Source organism: Roseibium aggregatum, assembly GCF_014692675.1.
In the GTDB taxonomy this organism is placed as follows: domain Bacteria; phylum Pseudomonadota; class Alphaproteobacteria; order Rhizobiales; family Stappiaceae; genus Roseibium; species Roseibium aggregatum_C.
In genome coordinates this window covers 90,729-108,827 of the sequence record NZ_JABFCZ010000018.1, presented here as the reverse complement: position 1 = coordinate 108,827, position 18,099 = coordinate 90,729, and the positions used below count along the sequence as shown (strand labels likewise).

The window sequence follows — 18,099 nt, the reverse complement described above, 5'->3', positions numbered from 1 at the left end:
GGCGTTGGGGGTGACTGAAAAGGGAGTTAGACATGATGTACCGAACGATTGCAGCCGGGCTTGTCGTGGCCGCAATGGCCGCCGGTCCAGCCCTTGCCCAACAGGCAACGACACCGTCGCAGCCGCTTCCGCCCAAGAGCGAAGCATTCGATCCGGCGGTGGAAACGCCGATGGACGCTCCAAAGCCTGCCGACGCAGCCCAGGCGACATCGTCCCCGCCGTATGTGATGGCTCAGACGAAAGGCAACATTCTTTCCACCGACCTGATCGGACACGATGTGGAGAGCCCGGACGGGGAGACGCTCGGCGAGGTCTCCGCATTCGAAATCAGCCCGGAGGGCCGGATTGTCGCCTATGTGATCGATGTCGGCGGCTTCCTTGGCGTCGGGGCCAAGCAGGTTGCGATCCCTGCCGACCGGATACAGCACGACTTTACCCTGGGCGGTGAGAGCAAGCTGATGCTCAACGCCTCGGCCGAGCAACTGGAAAATGCGCCGGTCTACATGACCCTGCTCGAGAAGAAGCGCAAAATGGATGCAGCGAAGGCGGAAGAGCAGTCCTCGCCGCGTCAATCCACCGGTGCGCGGCCGACCCAATAAACCATCTGGTGCACGACAGTCCCGATAACGGAGGCCACCGAGGATCGGGTCGCGGAATTTCCGCGGCCCGATCTGCTTCGGGCAGACCCCGCCGAGGCTTCCTGTGCGAACCGCGGCGCGCGTTGCCCTGTCAGATTCCGCTGCGGATACGGCCGGCAAAACACTGCAGCTTGTCCCTGATTGCGGCCGCAATCTCCGGATCGGCGGCAAGGCCATCTGCCTCGATCCGGTTGGTCGTCGCCGGCAGCACGAAACTCGCCTCTTCCACCACATCGGCCGCCATGGTCTTCAGGACATCCCGCAACAGGGCCGGAACATGTTCGTGGCGGGAGGTCGCCTGGAAGAGCGCCACGGCTTTTCCGGGAAATTTTTCGCTTCCCACCATCCAGTCGAGCGCATTCTTGAAGCTGCCGGGCAGGCAGTGCATGTACTCCGGGCAGGAAATCACGAGCCCGTCGGCGTCCTCGACCCTTTGCCGCAAGACTTTTGCGGCATCCGGCAACAGCGCGTTGTCATCCAGATCCGGTGAAAAATGCGGCAGGGCGGCGATACCGTCATAGATGGAAATTTCGATATTGTCGGGCTGAACCTGCCGGGCTGCTTCGAGCAAGGCCCTGTTGGAGGACCCGGTGCGCAGGCTACCGCACAGGGCGAGTAATTTAATCCGCATGGCAAGGTCCCGTTGATGACACTGGTTGTGACAGGACGGCCATCGTTAGCAGATTCGCAAGGGGCGTGGGCGACGCCGGGCTTCAGATCTCTCCCATCGCCCTTCTAAACCGCCTGACACTCTCCGCAAAGCCGTAGATCAGGGCATCGGCCGTAAACCCATGGCCGATGGACATTTCGCGGATGAAGGGCGCGCGTTTGATCAGGGGCGGGATGTTGGCGACGGTGAGATCGTGGCCGGCGTTGACGCCGAGGCCGCAGTCTCTGGCGGCTTCCGCGGTGGCGACCACCTTGTTCAGTTCCTTTTCCGCCCGGTCCGGGTCGTCGTAGCAGGCGCCATAGGGGCCGGTGTAGATCTCGATCCGCTCCGCGCCGAGCCGGGCGGCATGTTCCGGCGCTGACGGATCCGGATCGCAGAACAGGGAGACCGTGACCGCCCAGTTCTTCGCCGCCGTGATCGCCGCGGCAAGGGCGGAGGTGTCGCGGTCGAACTGCCAGCCGTGGTCGGAGGTCTGCTGTTCCGGATCGTCGGGTACGAACAGCACCTGTTCGGGCCGGGCCTCCTCGACGAGCTTTAAAAAATCCGCGGACGGATAGCCCTCCAGGCACAGCTCCTTATTCGGATAGCGCTCCTCGATCAGCTCGGCGAGGTCGTAGACGTCGGTCTTGCGAATGTGGCGCTCGTCCGGGCGCGGGTGGACGGTGATGCCCTTGGCGCCGGCTTCCATGGCAATCGCCGACAATCCGGTCACGCTCGGCCAGGGCAGGTCGCGCCGGTTGCGGAGCATGGCGACGGCATTGACATTGACGGAAAGGCGCGAGGCGGTCATGGGATCTTCTGGATGCTTGAAACGGATTTCGGACGGCAAACAGGCCGTTTTTTAAAAGGAATCAGCCGAAAGGCCGTTGATGTCAAACGGGAAATTGTCCCTAGGGACAATGGCAGCGGAATGGAGCGCGCCTGGAAACAGGCGGTATGAGGCCGGATGTCCGCACTTCTGCCGGAGCCGGCAAAACGAGTTCAGGGTGCTTGTTCAGACCGCATTCGGGGGACAGCCTGGGAAACCCGCCGTTTTTCGCCGAAGTGATGCCTTGGCGGATGTTTTTTACGTGCTAACCCGTATGTCTCATTACGTTCAATAGGCAATTCAACAGGAATTGCGGGTGGGACCGATACACGGTTCGGCCTGAGGCGGATTTTCCGCTTTCCTGAGTTCTATTATTCCTAAGGTTGAAACTATTTTGAATGCTCTTTTCAGTTTTGAATTTAAAATATCCTGCAGGCCAGATGTATTGTTGTCGTTAACCCCTGTTTAGTCTTCGTCATGGAGTATTTGTTTAAATAGTGATTTGGGGGTTTCATGATACATTTATCAAGTGTGCGAGGACGTCTGCTCCTTGTGACCGCGGGCGTCATTTTCGGTTTCTGCGTCATGGTTGCCGTTGCCTGGGTTTCGGCCCGCAAGAGCGAACAGGCCATGCAGGATGTGGAGCAGCTCAGCGCCAACCTCTAGGTGGTCGAAGGCATGCGCCTGGCGAATGTGGAACTCGTCCTGGCCGCCATGGACACCATCATCGACAAGGACGAAGGCAAGGTTCTGCCCGAGCGCGCCCAGGCCATCGAGGATGCGATCAGGACGATCCGCGACGGCATCGAAACCGCCAGGGCAACCGGTGAGGTGATCGGTCAGCCGGACCTGATGGCCACTTTCGAAGCGGATCTGGCCACGGTCGCCAAGGCAATCCAGGTCGACCTGAAGACGATGATCGAGGCAAATGCCCCGACCGAGGAATTCAGCAAGCTCAACGACGCCATCGACGGCGGCGGCGAAAACATGATCGGCGCTCTGTCGACCCTGTCCGAACAGGGAAAGGTGGTATTAAGCGAAACCATCGTAAGCGAGAATTCGACGGCGTCGATGGCCCGGTTTGCCCAGATTGGGACCGCCCTTCTGGCGATCCTGCTGATTGCACCCGCCATGCTGTTCGTGGTTCGCTCCATTACCTCGCCGCTGACCCGTCTTCGGGAAAACATGGTTCAGCTCGCCGATGGAGAGCTTGAAATCGATATCGTCGATGCCGACCGGAAAGACGAGATCGGCCATATGGCCCGCGCCGTCGAGGTCTTCCGCGACAATGCCCGCGAGCAGTCCCGGCTATCGGTGGCAAGCGAAGCCGAGCAGTTGCAGAAGGCGCAGCGGCAGGAGCGGATCGATAGCCTGATCGCCTCCTTCCGCACCAACGTTCTGGAGCGTTTGAGCACGGTCGGGGCCAATACCGAGAAAATGGAAGAGACAGCCGCGGCGCTGACGGAGGTCGCCAATGCGACCAATCAGCAGGCAAGCGATGCATCTGCCGCTTCCCAGCAGGCTTCGAGCAATGTTCAGACGGTTGCCGCGGCTGCGGAGGAACTGGCGGCTTCGATCTCCGAAATCGAGCGTCAGGTCGAGCAGACAACGGCGATTGTCGGCGAGGCTACCGGATCCGCACAGGAGACCAATGAAAAGGTGGCGAGCCTTGCCAATGCGGCGCAGAAGATCGGCGACGTCGTGTCCCTCATTCAGGCCATTGCGGAGCAGACCAACCTCCTGGCGCTGAACGCGACGATCGAGGCAGCGCGCGCCGGCGATGCCGGCAAGGGGTTCGCGGTCGTTGCGGCGGAGGTCAAGGAACTGGCGACGCAGACCTCCAAGGCGACGGAGGAAATCAGCCAGCAGATCTCGGCGATCCAGGGATCGACCGATCAGGCGGTGGAAGCGATTGGCGTCATCGCGGAAAAGATCGAGAGCGTCAACGCGTTCACGACCACGATCGCCGCCGCCGTGCGCCAGCAGGGCGATGCGACCGGCGAGATTTCGGAAAACGTCAATCAGGCCGCCGTCGGCACCCAGCACGCGACCGACAATATCGCCGGCGTTACGGAAGCGGCTTCCAGGGCGACCGCTTCGGCGGAAGACGTCCGCCACGTCTCAAGCGACATGGCCGTTCAGGCCCAGGCGCTGGAAGATGCCATCAGCGCCTTCCTGGATGACGTTGCCGCCGCCTAAGGCGTCCAGGTCCGTTCAAGACGAAAAACCCCTCTCCGCCCGGAGAGGGGTTTTTTATTGCTCTTACACCCGGTTCAGCAGCCGGGCCCGGATCGTGTTGGGCAGGGCGCGGATTTCCTCCAGGATGTCCTCGGAGTTTTCGACCGGGCTGTCCACGTCGACCACCACGTAACCGATGTCCCGGTAGGACTGCAGGTACTGGGCGCAGATGTTGAGGTCGTGGCGGGCGAACAGGTCGTTGAGGGTGCGAAGCGCCCCTGGCGCGTTGTGGTGCACCTGGATGAACCGGGTGGCATCCGTGCCCTTGGGCAGTTGCACGGCCGGGAAGTTGACCGCGCCGATGGTGGAGCCGACGTCGGAATATTCCACCAGACGCTTGGAGACTTCCTCGCCGATCCGGTCCTGGGCTTCCTCGGTGGAACCGCCCACATGCGGGGTCAGGATCACGTTGTCGAGACCGCGCAGCGGGCTGATGAATTCGTCCTTGTTGGACTTCGGCTCCACCGGGAAGACGTCGATGGCCGCACCCGCCAGGTGACCGCTCTTCAGCGCTTCGGCCAGGGCGTCGATGTCGACCACCTTGCCGCGGGCGTTGTTGATGAGGAAGGCGCCCTTCTTCATCTTCGCAATTTCGGTTGCGGTGATCATGTTGCGCGTCGCGGGCGTGTCCGGCACGTGCAGCGAGACCACGTCCGACTGTTCCAGCAGTTCATCGAGGCTTTCGGCCGGCATGACGTTGCCGTGCTGCAGCTTGTCGGTCAGATCGAAGAAGATCACGCGCATGCCCATGGCTTCGCCCAGGTTGGCGAGCTGGGTGCCGATGTTGCCGTAACCGACGATACCCAGCGTCTTGCCGCGCACTTCGTGGGAGCCGACAGCCGTCTTCATCCACTTGCCGTGGTGGGCGGCGGTGGACTTCGGGAAGATGCCGCGCATCAGCATGACGGTTTCGGCAATCGTCAGCTCGGCGACCGAGCGGGTATTTGAGAACGGCGCGTTGAAGACCGGAATGCCGCGGATCAGCGTGGCGTCCAGATCGACCTGGTTGGTGCCGACGGAAAAGCAGCCGACGGCCACCAGCGTCTTCGCCGCTTCCAGCACCTCTTCGGTGAGCTGGGTGCGCGAGCGGATGCCGACCACATGGACGTTCTGGATCTTTTCGATGAGGGCGTCCTTGTCGAGGGCGGTCGAAAGGAGCTCGACATTGGTGTAGCCGGCTTTTTCCAGAACCGCGTGCGCGGTCGGGGAAATCCCCTCCAGCAGCAGCCAGCGAATCTGGTTTTTCGGTCGGGAGAGACCGTGGATCATGGCGGGGGCCTTCCTGATGGGATGTGGCAGGAACCTGTCTGAAGCCGGAGGGCCGGTCACGACCGTCCGGGCGCGCACATATACGCAAAGACACAGGGGTGCGTCTACCGCTCACGCGGATGTCTTTCGCGATTGCGACATAAAAACACGGGATTTGCTCAGGTAATCGGCGGGTAAAGCCTGCTCATGCGGGACCACAGCGCGTCGATGGTGGCGTCGTCGTAGCCAAGTCCCAGATCCTCGGTGACATAGCTGCGAAAGGCTTCCGGGGTTTCGATCTGCCAGGCCTCGCCGGTGCCGTCGTCCTTGCGCCGGGCCGCGCCGTTCAGAAAGGTGAAGCGGCCGCCGTCCGTCAGGCGGGCGAACATCAGATTGGCGATGAACGGCTTCCTGTCCCAGGTGGCGCAGATATAGTTCGCGGCCTCTATGTCGGGGCGGGTCGGCTGCATGCGGTCGAAGCTGTAGAGTTCGAGCCAGCCATCGGGCATCTCGCGTTCCAGAACCTGTTCCCGCGCTTCCTCATCGAAGCGGATGCGGAAGTTCTGGCCACGGATGGTCTGCGGGTCCGCCGTCTCAAGACTGACAGGTTCGGCAGGCGCAGGTCCTCCGAAACCGCAATCGGCCAGCCATTCCTTGCCGTCGATGGTGACGACGAAGGCGAGATGGCTTCTGTTCCACCCCTCCGGCGGCCCCTTGCGTACGCGGGCGAGCACCGGCCGGGCGGAAAAGCCGATCGCTGCCAGCGCCTCCCCGAACAGTGTGTTCTGCTCGAAGCAGTAGCCGCCATGCCGGTTCTCGACGATCTTTTTCCAGACTGCTTCGGAACGGACATCCGGGATCTGCCCCAGGAACGGCAGAACGTTTTCGAACGGGATGGCCGCCATGTGGTGGGACTGCAGCGCGCGCAGCCCCTCCAGGGTCGGTTCGCAGCCGGTGAGGCCGATGCGGTCGAGATAGGTTTGAAGGTCGAATGTCATGTCAGACGCTTAGCGCCCGCCGCCTGATTTCACAAGCGGCGGGCAAGCCGGACCTTAAAGCCCTTCGGCGCCGCGCTGGACGGCGGCCACGCCGGTGCGGGAGACTTCCACGAGGCCGAGCGGTTTCATGATGGAGATGAACTGCTCGATCTTGGAGGTCCGGCCGGTGATCTCGAAGACGAAATGGTCCGTCGTCGCGTCGATGACGGTGGCGCGGAAGGCGTCGCCGAGACGGAGCGCTTCCAGGCGCTTGTCGCCGCTGCCGGCGACCTTCACCAGCGCCAGTTCCCGCTCCAGCGGCTTTTCCTGGTTGGCCATGCGCGCCTGAACGGTGAGGTCGGTCACCCGGTGGACGGGCACCAGCCGGTCGAGCTGGTTGCGGATCTGCTCGATCACCATGGGCGTACCGGTGGTGACGATGGTGATCCGCGACAGGTGCTTCTCGTGCTCGGTTTCCGACACGGTGAGGCTGTCGATGTTGTAGCCGCGGCCGGAAAACAGGCCGATGACCCGGGCGAGGACGCCCGGTTCGTTGTCGACCAGGACCGAAAGCGTATGGGTCTCGATCTTGTCGCTGACTTCCGCGAGGAAATAGGCGGATAGGGCGGTCGGATTTGCTTGTGCGTTCATGTTTCTATCCTCAAACCAGGGCCTTGCCTGCCGCGCCGATGGCATTGGCCACGGCTTCGTCGTTGGCTTCGTCGGGAAGCAGCATTTCGTTGTGGGCCTTGCCAGACGGGATCATCGGGAAGCAGTTGGCAAGGTTCGCCACCCGGCAGTCGAACAGCACCGGCTTGTCGACGGCAATCATTTCCTCGATGGCGCCGTCCAGGTCGCCCGGCTTGTCGACCCTGAAGCCGACCCCGCCATAGGCTTCGGCCAGCTTGACGAAGTCGGGCAGGCTGTCCGTATAGGAGTGGGACAGGCGGTTGCCGTGAAGCAACTGCTGCCACTGGCGCACCATGCCCATGTACTGGTTGTTCAGCACGAACACCTTGACCGGAAGGCCGTATTGAACCGCCGTCGACATTTCCTGGATGTTCATCAGGATCGAGGCGTCGCCGGCGATGTCGATGCACAGCGCGTCGCGGTGGGCGACCTGGGCGCCGATGCAGGCGGGCAGGCCGTAGCCCATGGTGCCGAGGCCGCCGGAGGTGAGCCAGCGGTTCGGCGCCTCGAAGCCGTAGAACTGGGCGGCCCACATCTGGTGCTGGCCGACCTCGGTCGAGATATAGGTGTTGCGGTCCTTGGTCAGTTCATACAGCCGCTGAATGGCGTACTGCGGCATGATGATGTCTTCGTTGGGCTTGTAGGCGAGCGAGTTGCGCGCCCGCCAGGCGTCGATCTGCTCCCACCAGGCCTTCATCGCGGCCGGATCGGCCTTCAGCGACGACGACCGCCAGATGCGCACCAGATCCTCCAGAACGTGGCCGACGTCGCCGATGATCGGCAGATGGGCCTTGACCGTCTTGTTGATCGACGACGGGTCGATGTCGATGTGGATGATCTTGGCATCCGGCGCGAAGGCGTCGACGCGGCCGGTGATGCGGTCGTCGAAGCGCGCACCGATGCAGACCATGACGTCACAGTCGTGCATGGTCATGTTGGCTTCAAAGGTGCCGTGCATGCCGAGCATGCCGAGCCAGTTTGCGCCGCTCGCCGGATAGGCGCCGAGGCCCATCAGGGTGGAGGTGATCGGGAAGCCGGTCAGGTCGACCAGTTCGCGCAGCAGCTGGGCGGCATGGGGACCGGAGTTGACGACGCCGCCTCCGGTATAGAACACCGGCTTCTTGGCATGGGCCATCAGTTCGGCAGCCGCCCGGATCGACTGGGCATCACCCTTGACCTGCGGACGGTAGCTCTTGTGGGCGGCGGCCGGGTTTGCGCTCGGGCCGTGATAGGTGCCGGTGGCGAACTGGACGTCCTTCGGAATGTCGACAACGACCGGGCCCGGCCGGCCGGAGGTGGCGACATAAAAGGCCTCATGCAGGATGCGGGCGAGGTCGTCGACGTCGCGGACCAGCCAGTTGTGCTTGGTGCACGGCCGGGTGATGCCGACCGTGTCGCATTCCTGGAAGGCATCGTTGCCGATCAGATGGGTCGGGACCTGGCCGGTGATGCAGACCAGCGGGATGCTGTCCATCATGGCGTCGGTCAGCGCCGTGACCATGTTGGTCGCGCCCGGACCGGAGGTAACCAGCACCACGCCCGGCTTGCCGGTGGCCCGCGCATAGCCTTCGGCCGCATGGCCGGCGCCCTGCTCGTGGCGCACAAGGATATGCTCGACCGCGTCCTGCTGAATGATCTCGTCATAGATCGGAAGCACAGCGCCGCCCGGGTAGCCGAAAACGGTGTCAACTCCCTGGTCCTGCAGCGCCTGGATCACCATGTTGGCGCCGGTCATCTCCCGTGTCATTCTCGATTTCCTTGCGTTTGGCCTGTCGGCATGTGGCTCGTCGTGTCTGTTTTCTGGGTTTTTGTCAGGGTTTCGAATTCGCGACCTTGATCCGGCTCATCCGGAAGCACGAAGCGGAACGGGGAGGCATAAAAAAAGGCCCCATCGGGACCTCAGCGCGCGCCAGCCTGTTCCGAACGGGTCATCCCGTTCCGGCGGCGCGCTTTCCTACTACTAGAATGAGAGACGTCATGATGCAGTCTTCCCGAATCCGAAACTTTTGACAATTCAACGGCCGGAGACCCCGGACCGGAGATCGCGAAGGAACACAACCTCCTTCTTGATGCGCCGCACCCTAGTCAGGGGGGCAGGCAGGGTCAAGTGCAAAATTCCATTTATTGCGTTTATCGTGGCAAGGCTTTTTGAAAATTACAGGCGGGGTTTGACGGGAGGCGGCGGTGAGGGGCGCAATTGTGCGGGCGCACGGCTTTGCCCAACCCCGGTTGTCATCCCGGCCGGAGCGCAGCGGAGAGCCGGGATCCAGTATTCCGAGACGGTGGTTGCTTGAGTCGAGACGTCACGGCGTACTGGATCCCCGGTCGCGCTGTGCTTGCCGGGGATGACAAGCGAGGGAAGGGCAAGGCTGAAGGCCTTGCTCCCATGTCATTCGGGAAATGCCAAAAAAATGTCACGAAAGGGATTGTGCCGAGCCGATCACGACGATATATACCCGCCATCCGGTGCGCTTCGAGCGCGGCCGCGATGGGTGTATAGCTCAGTTGGTAGAGCATCTGACTCTTAATCAGACGGTCCCGGGTTCGAATCCCTGTGCACCCACCATTTTTCTCGTTGCGCTACCGCCTTCGGCTACTTGAGCGAGCGATTTCCGACTTCGTCGTTTCGCTTCACGCTGCCGCGCCTTTTGTCAAAGGCGCTTCGCTCCAGTCGGGGCCTCGCATCAGCTCGGGCGGCTGTTCGCCTTGCGAACCCCTAAGGGGTCGAACCCTTCGCGCCGAACCCGCTATTTCTTTTCCCGTATCAGTCCGATGAATGCCGTTCGACAAAGCTTGTTGCTTGCGTCCGAACAGTCCCCCGACACATAGTCCCTCACCATAATCGCTTCGGAGGGGCGCAATGAGCACGGAAAATCCCGTCATCGGACTTCTCGGCATCGGCGAGATGGGTGGCAACATGGCCCGGGAACTGACCGGGGCCGGGTTCCGGGTCGTGTCCGTGCTGACAGGGCGTTCGCGGGAGAGCGTCGGACGGGCGAAAGAGGCGGGGATTGAAGACGCTGCGGATCTGACGAGCCTCGTTGCCGCCTGCGATATCCTGTTTTCCGTCCTGCCGCCGGCCGTCGCGCAGGAGGAAGCCCGCGCCGTGGCGGACTGCCTGCGCGACGCGCCCAAACCACTTATCTTTGTCGAAGGCAACGCGATTTCGCCGGTGCTGGTGCGGGAGATAGCAGACCTGTTCGACGACACGCCGGCAACGTTCGTCGACGGCGGCATCGTCGGCCAGCCGCCGAAGGACGGCAAGGTTCCGCGGCTTTATCTTTCCGGGACAGGGAGCGAGATGCTCGATGTGCTCGACGGTCCGGCGTTCGAGATCGTTCACCTTGGCGACTGCATCGGCGATGCCTCCGGTTTCAAGATGGTCTACGCCTCCCAGACCAAGGGGCACAACGCGCTGCTGACCGCCGGGTTCGTGGCTGCCGAACGGATGGGACTGCTTGAGGCCTTTATCGCGGAACTGAAGCGCAGCCAGCCGGGGTTTCTCACCAAGGCGGAAACCAACATTCCGCGCCTGCCCGCCGATGCGGGGCGCTGGGTGCGGGAGATGGAGGAAATCCGCGACACCTACGAAGCGCTCGGCCTGACCGGCGGTTTCCATGAGGGCGCGGCCGCGATGATGCGCCTCTTGGCAAACTCGCCCTTCGGCCACGAGACAAGGCGCACCCGGGACACGTCGCGCGGCATGGTCGAGACGGTCAGGGCGCTCGCGCCGCAGGCGGCCAACGAAAATCGGCGGTCGGAACGCTAAACGTCCATTTCCCTAAGTCCGGCAGATGGCGAACAGTTCGCCGCGGGAATTGATACCGAGTTTCTCGTAGGCCCGCTGGCGGTAGGTGGCGACGCTGGTGGGCTTGATGTCGAGTTCGTGGCCGATCAGCTCCGCTTTCTTGCCGGCCAGCATACCGAGGCAAATGTCCCGCTCGCGGGCCGACAGTACCTGCAGGGCAGGCGGTTCGGACGAGGGCGCCAGGGCGTCGAAATGAAGCTGGACCAGCCGGGCGGCGATATTCAGAAGATCCGGTGAGGTGTCACATCGGGTCTGCCAGTAGAAGCTGATCGCCAGCCGTTGTTTGCTGACCGACAGCACCGTCGTCTTGTCCTCGATGGACGGGTCGTCGAAGAACCGGCGCCGGTAGTCTTGCGAAACTTCCGGCAGGACGTCTTTCAGCCGGTGGGTTTCGAAACTTCCCCCGTCGAGGGCCATGATCCGCGTATAGAGCGGGTCCTGCAGGAACCAGTCGTCCAGATAGTCCGCGGCCAGGCGCTTGCCGATGCCGCCTTCGATGAAATTGCGCGACAGCAGGCACTGGGCGTGGTTGTCCCTGTAGCTGAAAATCATGATCTGGGCGGTCGCCGTGGATTTCAGAAGGTCAAAGAAAGGCTCCAGGAACGCCGGTTTGCCGAGCGTGCCCAGGCATTGCGAGACGTCCGCAAGACTGCCGCCAGCGGCGTGACTATGGTCCTTGTCCTCCATAAAAGAGGACATATTCCATGGCGCCTGCGATGTATAGCAGGGGAAAGACAGGCCTCGCCTGTTCCAGAAAGGGAGGAAACCCCCATGCGTCCTGCAGGCCGATTGGAACTCGATTCGCTCTATTTCACCTATCCGCATTTCGACGGCCCGACGGACCGCGCCCATCTGAGCGACGATGCGCCGGTGGCAATCGTCGGCGCGGGCCCGGTCGGGCTGACAGCGGCGCTCACCCTCGCCAGTGAGGGCGTGCGGTCGGTGGTTCTGGAAAAGAAGGCGACCTTCAACGACGGCAGCCGGGCGATCTGCATTGCGCGCCAGAGCTATTACATCCTCGACCGGATCGGCGCGTTGAAGCCGTTTTTGGAGAAGTCACTCGGCTGGACCACGGGGCGGACATTCTACCGGGGCAAGCAGATCCTGGAATTCAAGATGCCGGACAGTGAGGCCGAGCGGTTCCGGCCGATGTACAATCTCCAGCAGCAGTATATCGAGCAGTTCCTGTGGGAGGCGGCGGATGCCTCGCCGCTGATCGAGATCCGCTGGCAGAGCGCGGTAACGGATGTCGCCGACGAGAACGACGGGGTCAGGCTTTCCGTCTCCGATCCGGCCGCGGACTACGCCTTCAAGGCGGACTGGGTGCTGGCGGCCGACGGCGCCCACAGCCCGGTCCGGAAAATGCGTGGGCTCAGGCTTCAGGGCGAGAATTACGAAGGCCGCTACGTGATTGCCGACGTGCGCATGGAACACGATTATCCGACCATCCGCCGGGCCCTGTTCGACCCGGTCTGCCGGCCGGGCGGAACCGTGCTGGTGCATCGTCAGCCCGACAACATCTGGCGGATCGACTACCAGCTGCGCGACGCCGAATCCGCGGAAGAGGCGACGCGGGAAGAGGAAGTGCGCCGAAACGTGGAAGCGGTGCTGGCCGATATCGGCCATACCGGCGGTTACGATCTGGAATGGTGGAGCGTCTATTCGGCGAACACGCTGGCGCTCGACGATTACCGGGACGGGCGGATCTTCTTCATCGGCGACAGCGCCCATATCGTGCCGATCTTCGGCGTGCGCGGCCTGAACAACGGGCTCGCCGATGTCCAGAACATCGGCTGGAAACTGGGCTGGGTGCTGAATGGCCGGGCCGGGGAGGGACTGCTCGACAGCTATACGCCGGAACGGCGCGGAGCGACGCTGGACGTCTTTGCCAATGCCTCGAAAAGCACCCGGTTCATGACGCCGCCGAGCCATGGCTGGCAGGTGATGCGCGACGCGGCCCTGTCGCTCGCCCTGACGAAACCATACGCAGGTGCGCTGGCAAACCCCCGGCAGATGGTTCCCTATACCTATGCCGACAGCCCGGTCACGCTTGCAGACGATCCGGCTTTTTCCTCCGGCCCCGCTCCCGGTTCGGTCGCCGCCGACCCGCCTCTGGACCAGGGGCATCTTTCCGAAAGGCTTTCAGGCTTTACGGTTCTTTCCTTCGGAGACGGGCCGGATAAAGGTGAATTGGACTGGATGGAAGGCGTGACTGTCCTACGTATCGGGTTAGAGACGGATGGCGCCCGCGCCTATGACGCGGAAGAGGGCACGCTCTATCTCATCCGCCCCGACATGCACGTGGCGGCAAGGTGGCGTCAGGGCGAACCGGACGGGGTTGAAAACGCTCTGCGCCATATTCTTCAAAATGCAGGAGGGGCTCGATGACTTCAGACGAGTTCGAAACCTTCTATGAGGCGATGGCGGAGGCGATTGACGCCATTGCTCCGGAATACACGGAAGTGTTCCTGGCGAAGCTCTGCCTGGCGCTCGGTCAGGAGATCGGTGAAGGCGAGAAGGCGCTGGCGCTGATCGCGGACTGCAGGAAGGACCTGGCTCGCGAATAATTGGCGGCGAGGGGTCCGATGAATTGCGGACTTCTCTTTTGCTCTGCCATGGCTGTATAAGCGGCGGGTCACTCTGACCGCAAAGAAATACAGCTGCCCGAAGCCTGAGCGCCATGTCGAACCAGTACCTGATTGCCGCCCTCTACAAGTTTGCCACCCTCGAGAACTACGAGGAGATGCGTGACGCGCTGAAGCGGTTCTGCGTGGAACGGGACGTGCGCGGCAGCCTGCTCCTGGCGCGCGAAGGCATCAACGGCACGGTGTGCGGTCCCCAGTACGGGGTCCGGGAGCTTCTGGAGCACCTGCGCGCCGATCCGCGGCTTGCGGACCTGGAGCACAAGGAGGCCTGGAGCCACCGGCACGTGTTCAAGCGCATGAAGGTGCGCCTGAAACAGGAGATCGTGCGGCTTGCAGTCGACGGCATCGATCCGAACGAACTGGTCGGCACCTATGTTAAGCCGGAAGACTGGAACGAACTGATCAGCGACCCGGATGTGGTCGTCATCGATACCCGCAACGACTACGAATATGCCTTCGGCACCTTCGAGCGCGCACTCAACCCGAAGACCCAGTCGTTCCGCGAGTTTCCCGACTGGGTGCAACAGGCGGTCGAGCTTGAGAACAAGCCGAAGGTCGCCATGTTCTGCACCGGCGGTATCCGCTGCGAAAAGGCCACCTCGCTCATGCTCCGGGAAGGCTTTGAAGAGGTCTATCACCTTCAGGGCGGCATCCTGAATTACCTGGAAAAGGTACCGGAGGACAAAAGCCTCTGGAAGGGCGAGTGTTTCGTCTTCGACGATCGGGTCTCGGTCGATCACAAGCTCGAGCCGCGCTGGGGAGAGTGGGTGCCGGAAGAAGCCCGGCACGTGATCAACGAAGATACGGATTACGACAACCGGTAGCGAACTGTATGTCCGGACCTGACGTTGCGGCTTTTTGGGGTTTAACACTTCGTTAATTTTCCCTAGACTTCGCCTTGCGGCCTGTCATTTCACAGGCTCGGGACAGGGGGGAAGTGTCATGCGTCGAACCGTTGTCAGCGCCAGTGTGGGCATTTTGTTGGCCCTCTCCCAGCATCAATCGGCCTTTGCCGGCGGCAGGGCGCTTGCCTGTTACGAGCAGGCCGTCGTTCCGGCCGTCTACCAGACCGTTCAGGAACAGGTGCTGGTCAGGCCGGCTTCCAGTCATGTGGTGCGCCAGCCTGCCGTCTATGCCTATCGGGCCCGGCAGGTGGTGCTTCAGCCGGAACGGATCAGCTATCGCACCGTTGCGCCCGTTTATGCGCTTCAGTCCCGCCGGGTGCAGGTCCGGCCTGCAAGCTACGGCTGGGAATACCGTGTCCGGAAAGGACGCCGGATCCTGTGCAAGATCGCCTATCCACCCGCTTATTCCACCGTCCAGGAACGGGTGCTGGTGAAGCCGGGCGGCAGGGTCGCCGTCCGCCAGCCGGCGATCTACGGATCGGTCAAGGAACGGGTGCTGGTCCAGCCGGCATCACAGCAGGTCGTGCGCGAACCGGCGGTCTACAGCACCGTGACCCGTACCGTGAAGGTCCGCGAGGCGCAGACCGTCTGGAAGCCGGTCAGGGTGCGCAGCGGCTGCAGATACTAGTGGCTGCCGGGGTTACGTATTCCGTGCGCCCTGTGGGCCAGGCAATTCCTTGAAATCACGCTGAGGGCAACCGCGCCGGCGATGCCTTCCAGGGCGACCGGTGTGAGCGGAGCGAGCAGAACCGGCACGGCAAAGACCGGTAGCGAAAAACGGGCGCTTCCCTTGAGTGTAAAACGGTCGCGGACGAACCACAGGCCGACCATGTAAAGCGCGACCGGGACCGCGACGGCGTAGGTCCCGGCCATTAGAGACGCATGTCCGTGACCGGAGAGGACATCCACCAGAATGGCGAAACCGACGCCGACGGCGGCGCCCGACGCAAATATGATGTAGTGGCCATAGCCCCAGATCAGGGCGCGGTTGAGGTCGCTGGTTTCAAGATGGTCCTCGGCGCTGAAATAAAGCCACCACATGGAAAAGACGATGACGAGGGCGGATACGGCAACGTCGATGAAGGCGAAGTCGATCGTGCCGTCGGCCAGTTGCTGCAGCGACATGGCGCCCGACAGCAGGGTTTCGCCGAGAACGATGATGTTCAACAGGCCGTAGCGTTCGATGATGTGATGGCGGTGCCAGGGTGTGGTGCTCTTGCGTTCCGCGATCACCGGGACGGTCAGCTCCAGCACCACCCCGACGAGAAACAGACCGTAATTCACGGGAGCCGCGAGAGGTTGCAGCGGAATGAAGGCGACGATCCAGAATATCTGAACGAGGCCGATGCCGACCGCATAGGCGATGGCCGTCGCTTGGCGCTTCCGGTCGGATGCGGCCGCCCTGAGCCAGAAGGCGATCATGCCGACGCGCATGATCACATAGCCGATGACGACCATGGCGAGGTCACCGGTCTCGACCAGGACATTGATGCCTGCGGCCATGGTCAGCGAGCCGGCCATGATGACCATGGTCAGAAGCCGGAAGACCATGTCGTCATTGTCATAGGCCGAGGCGAACCAGGTGTAGTTCATCCAGGCCCACCAGATCGCGAAAAAGGCCATCAGGAAGGTGATCACGCCTTCGAAGGTGTGTGCTTCGACGACGGCATGATGGAGGCCCGCCGCGGCCGCGGCAATCGCGATGACCGAGACAAGATCGAACAGCAGTTCCAGGGGCGTCGCCGCCCGGTGTGCTTCTGCGGGGTTTCTGGCAATCAGGGGGCGGTAGAGCAAGGACATGATCAGGCAATTAGGCTCGCGGTTGAAAAGGCGGTTTCGCATTCTTGCGATATTGGCAAGGCCTTACAACCGGGAAGGACGCCAGGCGACGCGAGCGGTCAGATTGCGCCCGTCCTGAACCGGGCCGCCGGCAGGCCCTTTGTCCCATGGCCTTCCACCAGATAGACCCCGCCGGAGACACCGTCGTCGGTCTCCGGTGAAGCCTTGAGGCTCGTGACCACCAGCTGGTCGAGATCAGGTCCGCAGAAGCAGGGCATGGTCGGCTTCGGGCAAGGCATGGGAATGGCGCGTTTCAGCTCGCCGTCGGGCGAAAAGCAGTTGAGAACACCGGCGGAGACGCCCGCGCTCCAGTAGTTGCCTTCCGCATCCACGGTGGCGCCGTCCGGTCTGCCGGTCTCGTCTTTCTGTTGGGCGAAGAGCATCTTCGCTCCGAGAGCGCCGGTCGCAGGATCGAAGACATAGGCCTCGATCCATCCCGGCGAACTGTCGGAATGGTACATGAGGGTTCCGTCCGGGGACCAGGCGAGACCATTGGAGACCTTGAGCCCGTCGCGGATCTGCCAGACGTCGCCGCCCGCATCCACCCGGTAGAACCCGCCGATCGGCTCACGCGGGTCCGACGTGTCCATGGTGCCGACCCAGAAGGCGCCGTCCGGGCCCACCTTGCCGTCGTTCAGCCGGGTCTGGGGCAGGTCGGTCTCGATCTCCGCCAGCACCGACCTTTCGCCTCTCTCAGGATCGAACAGGATGACCTTGTCCCACACGCTGACGACAAGCCGGCCGTCATCCGCCAGGCCGAATGATCCGACCTCGTTTTCGAATTGCCACGATGTGATGGATTTGGTGGCCCAGTCCATGGACTGGATGGTCCGGCCTTGAATATCGGTCCACAGCAGGCGGCCGGTCCTGTCGTCCCATGTCGGACATTCGGCCAGCTGATAGGTCGGATCGATAAGCCGGGTTACCTTGTAGGTCACCCTGCGGTTTCTCCCTTGGTGCAGCTCCATGTGCTGTCGCGACTATAACTTGCGTCATCAAGGGCGTCGATACGGATTGTCCACCGACGTGCACCGGCCGATCAATCGCGGTTTTCGGCCATCGGAAAGGCGGTCTTGCGCACGATCGGCCGGATGGCGAAGGAGGATTTCATTCTGAGAACGCCGGGCAGGCGCGCCAGTTCCTCCCGGTGAATACGCTCGAAATCGGTCGGGTCGGCGGCCGTCACGCGCAGCATGTAGTCGGCGTCGCCGGCCATCAGATAGCATTCCATGATCTCGCCGGAGCGGGCGACCGCCTTTTCGAAACTCTCCAGCACCTCGTTCGACTGGCCCGTCAGGGCGATTTCGACGAAGACATCCATACGCCTTCCAAGCTTGCGCTGATCCAAAAGCGCGACATACTTGTCTATGATCCCGACGTCTTCCAGGGCGCGGACGCGGCGCAGGCAGGTCGACGGCGACAGGCCGACCTTTTCGGCAAGGTCCGCATTGGCAATCCGTCCGTCGCGTTGCAGTTCCTGAAGGATACGGCGGTCAAGCCGATCGAGTTTCATGAAAGCTCCTTTGGCAGAAAATTCGAATAATTTGCCAATTTTTATTTCGATATTGCAATTTTGAGGTTTTCCATGCGGCGATTGCAAGGAAATTCGAGCGATGGTGGCTTAAAATAGTTA

18 protein-coding genes and 1 tRNA gene are annotated in these 18,099 nt (G+C 62.3%); 9 read left to right on the top strand and 10 right to left on the bottom strand.

What is annotated here, in order from left to right; genetic code table 11:
• The first annotated feature begins 32 nt into the window (after window positions 1–32).
• Window positions 33–599, top strand: a complete 567-nt coding sequence (locus HK439_RS16725; protein WP_190292674.1) for a PRC-barrel domain-containing protein — start codon at window positions 33–35, stop codon at window positions 597–599.
• 130 nt (window positions 600–729) lie between these two features.
• On the opposite strand, the gene HK439_RS16720 is transcribed toward HK439_RS16725, so the two are convergent.
• Both HK439_RS16720 and HK439_RS16715 read right to left on the bottom strand, forming a co-directional pair.
• Window positions 730–1,269, bottom strand: a complete 540-nt coding sequence (locus HK439_RS16720) for an NADPH-dependent FMN reductase (RefSeq protein WP_209011889.1) — start codon at window positions 1,267–1,269, stop codon at window positions 730–732.
• 82 nt (window positions 1,270–1,351) lie between these two features.
• Entirely contained in the window at window positions 1,352–2,098 is a 747-nt protein-coding gene (locus HK439_RS16715) for a pyridoxine 5'-phosphate synthase (RefSeq protein ID WP_190292673.1), read from the bottom strand.
• A 12-nt stretch (window positions 2,099–2,110) separates the two neighbouring features.
• Between HK439_RS16715 and HK439_RS16710 the strand changes: the two genes are divergently transcribed.
• On the top strand, window positions 2,111–2,248 hold the full coding sequence (locus tag HK439_RS16710) for a hypothetical protein (RefSeq protein WP_190292672.1): 138 nt from the start codon (window positions 2,111–2,113) through the stop codon (window positions 2,246–2,248).
• Window positions 2,249–2,794: 546 nt separating this feature from the next.
• Window positions 2,795–4,315 carry a methyl-accepting chemotaxis protein gene (locus HK439_RS16705; RefSeq protein ID WP_190292671.1) on the top strand — a complete coding sequence of 507 codons (1,521 nt, stop codon included), beginning with the start codon at window positions 2,795–2,797 and terminating at the stop codon, window positions 4,313–4,315.
• 63 nt (window positions 4,316–4,378) lie between these two features.
• Here the strand turns inward: HK439_RS16705 and serA are convergent, their stop codons facing one another.
• From serA to HK439_RS16685, 4 genes are all read right to left on the bottom strand, one after another.
• On the bottom strand, window positions 4,379–5,623 hold the full coding sequence (serA, locus tag HK439_RS16700; RefSeq protein WP_190292670.1) for a phosphoglycerate dehydrogenase: 1,245 nt from the start codon (window positions 5,621–5,623) through the stop codon (window positions 4,379–4,381).
• Between the two features lie 158 nt (window positions 5,624–5,781).
• Window positions 5,782–6,600: an arylamine N-acetyltransferase family protein gene (locus HK439_RS16695; protein ID WP_190292669.1), complete on the bottom strand. Its 819-nt coding sequence runs from the start codon at window positions 6,598–6,600 to the stop codon at window positions 5,782–5,784.
• Between the two features lie 54 nt (window positions 6,601–6,654).
• Entirely contained in the window at window positions 6,655–7,230 is a 576-nt protein-coding gene (gene ilvN / locus HK439_RS16690) for an acetolactate synthase small subunit (protein ID WP_190292668.1), read from the bottom strand.
• Window positions 7,231–7,240: 10 nt separating this feature from the next.
• Entirely contained in the window at window positions 7,241–9,016 is a 1,776-nt protein-coding gene (locus HK439_RS16685) for an acetolactate synthase 3 large subunit (RefSeq protein WP_190292667.1), read from the bottom strand.
• Between the two features lie 743 nt (window positions 9,017–9,759).
• Here HK439_RS16685 and HK439_RS16680 point away from each other — a divergent pair.
• Together HK439_RS16680 and HK439_RS16675 are read left to right on the top strand one after the other, a co-directional pair.
• Window positions 9,760–9,835 (top strand) — tRNA-Lys (locus tag HK439_RS16680).
• A gap of 294 nt (window positions 9,836–10,129) precedes the next feature.
• Window positions 10,130–11,038, top strand: a complete 909-nt coding sequence (locus HK439_RS16675; protein WP_190292666.1) for an NAD(P)-dependent oxidoreductase — start codon at window positions 10,130–10,132, stop codon at window positions 11,036–11,038.
• Window positions 11,039–11,050: 12 nt separating this feature from the next.
• Here the strand turns inward: HK439_RS16675 and HK439_RS16670 are convergent, their stop codons facing one another.
• Complete coding sequence (locus HK439_RS16670; RefSeq protein WP_190292665.1) at window positions 11,051–11,776, bottom strand: helix-turn-helix transcriptional regulator; 726 nt, start codon at window positions 11,774–11,776, stop codon at window positions 11,051–11,053.
• Window positions 11,777–11,848: 72 nt separating this feature from the next.
• On the opposite strand from HK439_RS16670, the gene HK439_RS16665 reads away from it, so the two are divergent.
• The 4 genes from HK439_RS16665 (at window position 11,849) to HK439_RS16650 (ending at window position 15,255) form a co-directional block, all read left to right on the top strand.
• Window positions 11,849–13,465 carry an FAD-dependent monooxygenase gene (locus tag HK439_RS16665; protein WP_190292664.1) on the top strand — a complete coding sequence of 539 codons (1,617 nt, stop codon included), beginning with the start codon at window positions 11,849–11,851 and terminating at the stop codon, window positions 13,463–13,465.
• On the top strand, window positions 13,462–13,644 hold the full coding sequence (locus HK439_RS16660) for a hypothetical protein (RefSeq protein ID WP_190292663.1): 183 nt from the start codon (window positions 13,462–13,464) through the stop codon (window positions 13,642–13,644). The genes HK439_RS16665 and HK439_RS16660 overlap by 4 nt, the downstream gene beginning before the upstream one ends.
• A 113-nt stretch (window positions 13,645–13,757) precedes the next feature.
• Window positions 13,758–14,546 carry a rhodanese-related sulfurtransferase gene (locus tag HK439_RS16655; protein ID WP_190292662.1) on the top strand — a complete coding sequence of 263 codons (789 nt, stop codon included), beginning with the start codon at window positions 13,758–13,760 and terminating at the stop codon, window positions 14,544–14,546.
• A 118-nt stretch (window positions 14,547–14,664) separates the two neighbouring features.
• The gene (locus HK439_RS16650; protein ID WP_190292661.1) at window positions 14,665–15,255 is read left to right on the top strand and encodes a hypothetical protein; all 591 of its coding nucleotides are present in this window, start codon (window positions 14,665–14,667) and stop codon (window positions 15,253–15,255) included.
• Here the strand turns inward: HK439_RS16650 and HK439_RS16645 are convergent.
• From HK439_RS16645 to HK439_RS16635, 3 genes are all read right to left on the bottom strand, one after another.
• On the bottom strand, window positions 15,252–16,427 hold the full coding sequence (locus HK439_RS16645) for a low temperature requirement protein A (protein ID WP_190292660.1): 1,176 nt from the start codon (window positions 16,425–16,427) through the stop codon (window positions 15,252–15,254). The two genes, HK439_RS16650 and HK439_RS16645, sit on opposite strands and share 4 nt — an antisense overlap.
• Window positions 16,428–16,525: 98 nt before the next feature.
• Complete coding sequence (locus HK439_RS16640) at window positions 16,526–17,404, bottom strand: SMP-30/gluconolactonase/LRE family protein (RefSeq protein ID WP_190292659.1); 879 nt, start codon at window positions 17,402–17,404, stop codon at window positions 16,526–16,528.
• Between the two features lie 101 nt (window positions 17,405–17,505).
• Window positions 17,506–17,979: an Lrp/AsnC family transcriptional regulator gene (locus HK439_RS16635; protein WP_190292658.1), complete on the bottom strand. Its 474-nt coding sequence runs from the start codon at window positions 17,977–17,979 to the stop codon at window positions 17,506–17,508.
• Window positions 17,980–18,099 lie beyond the last annotated feature (120 nt).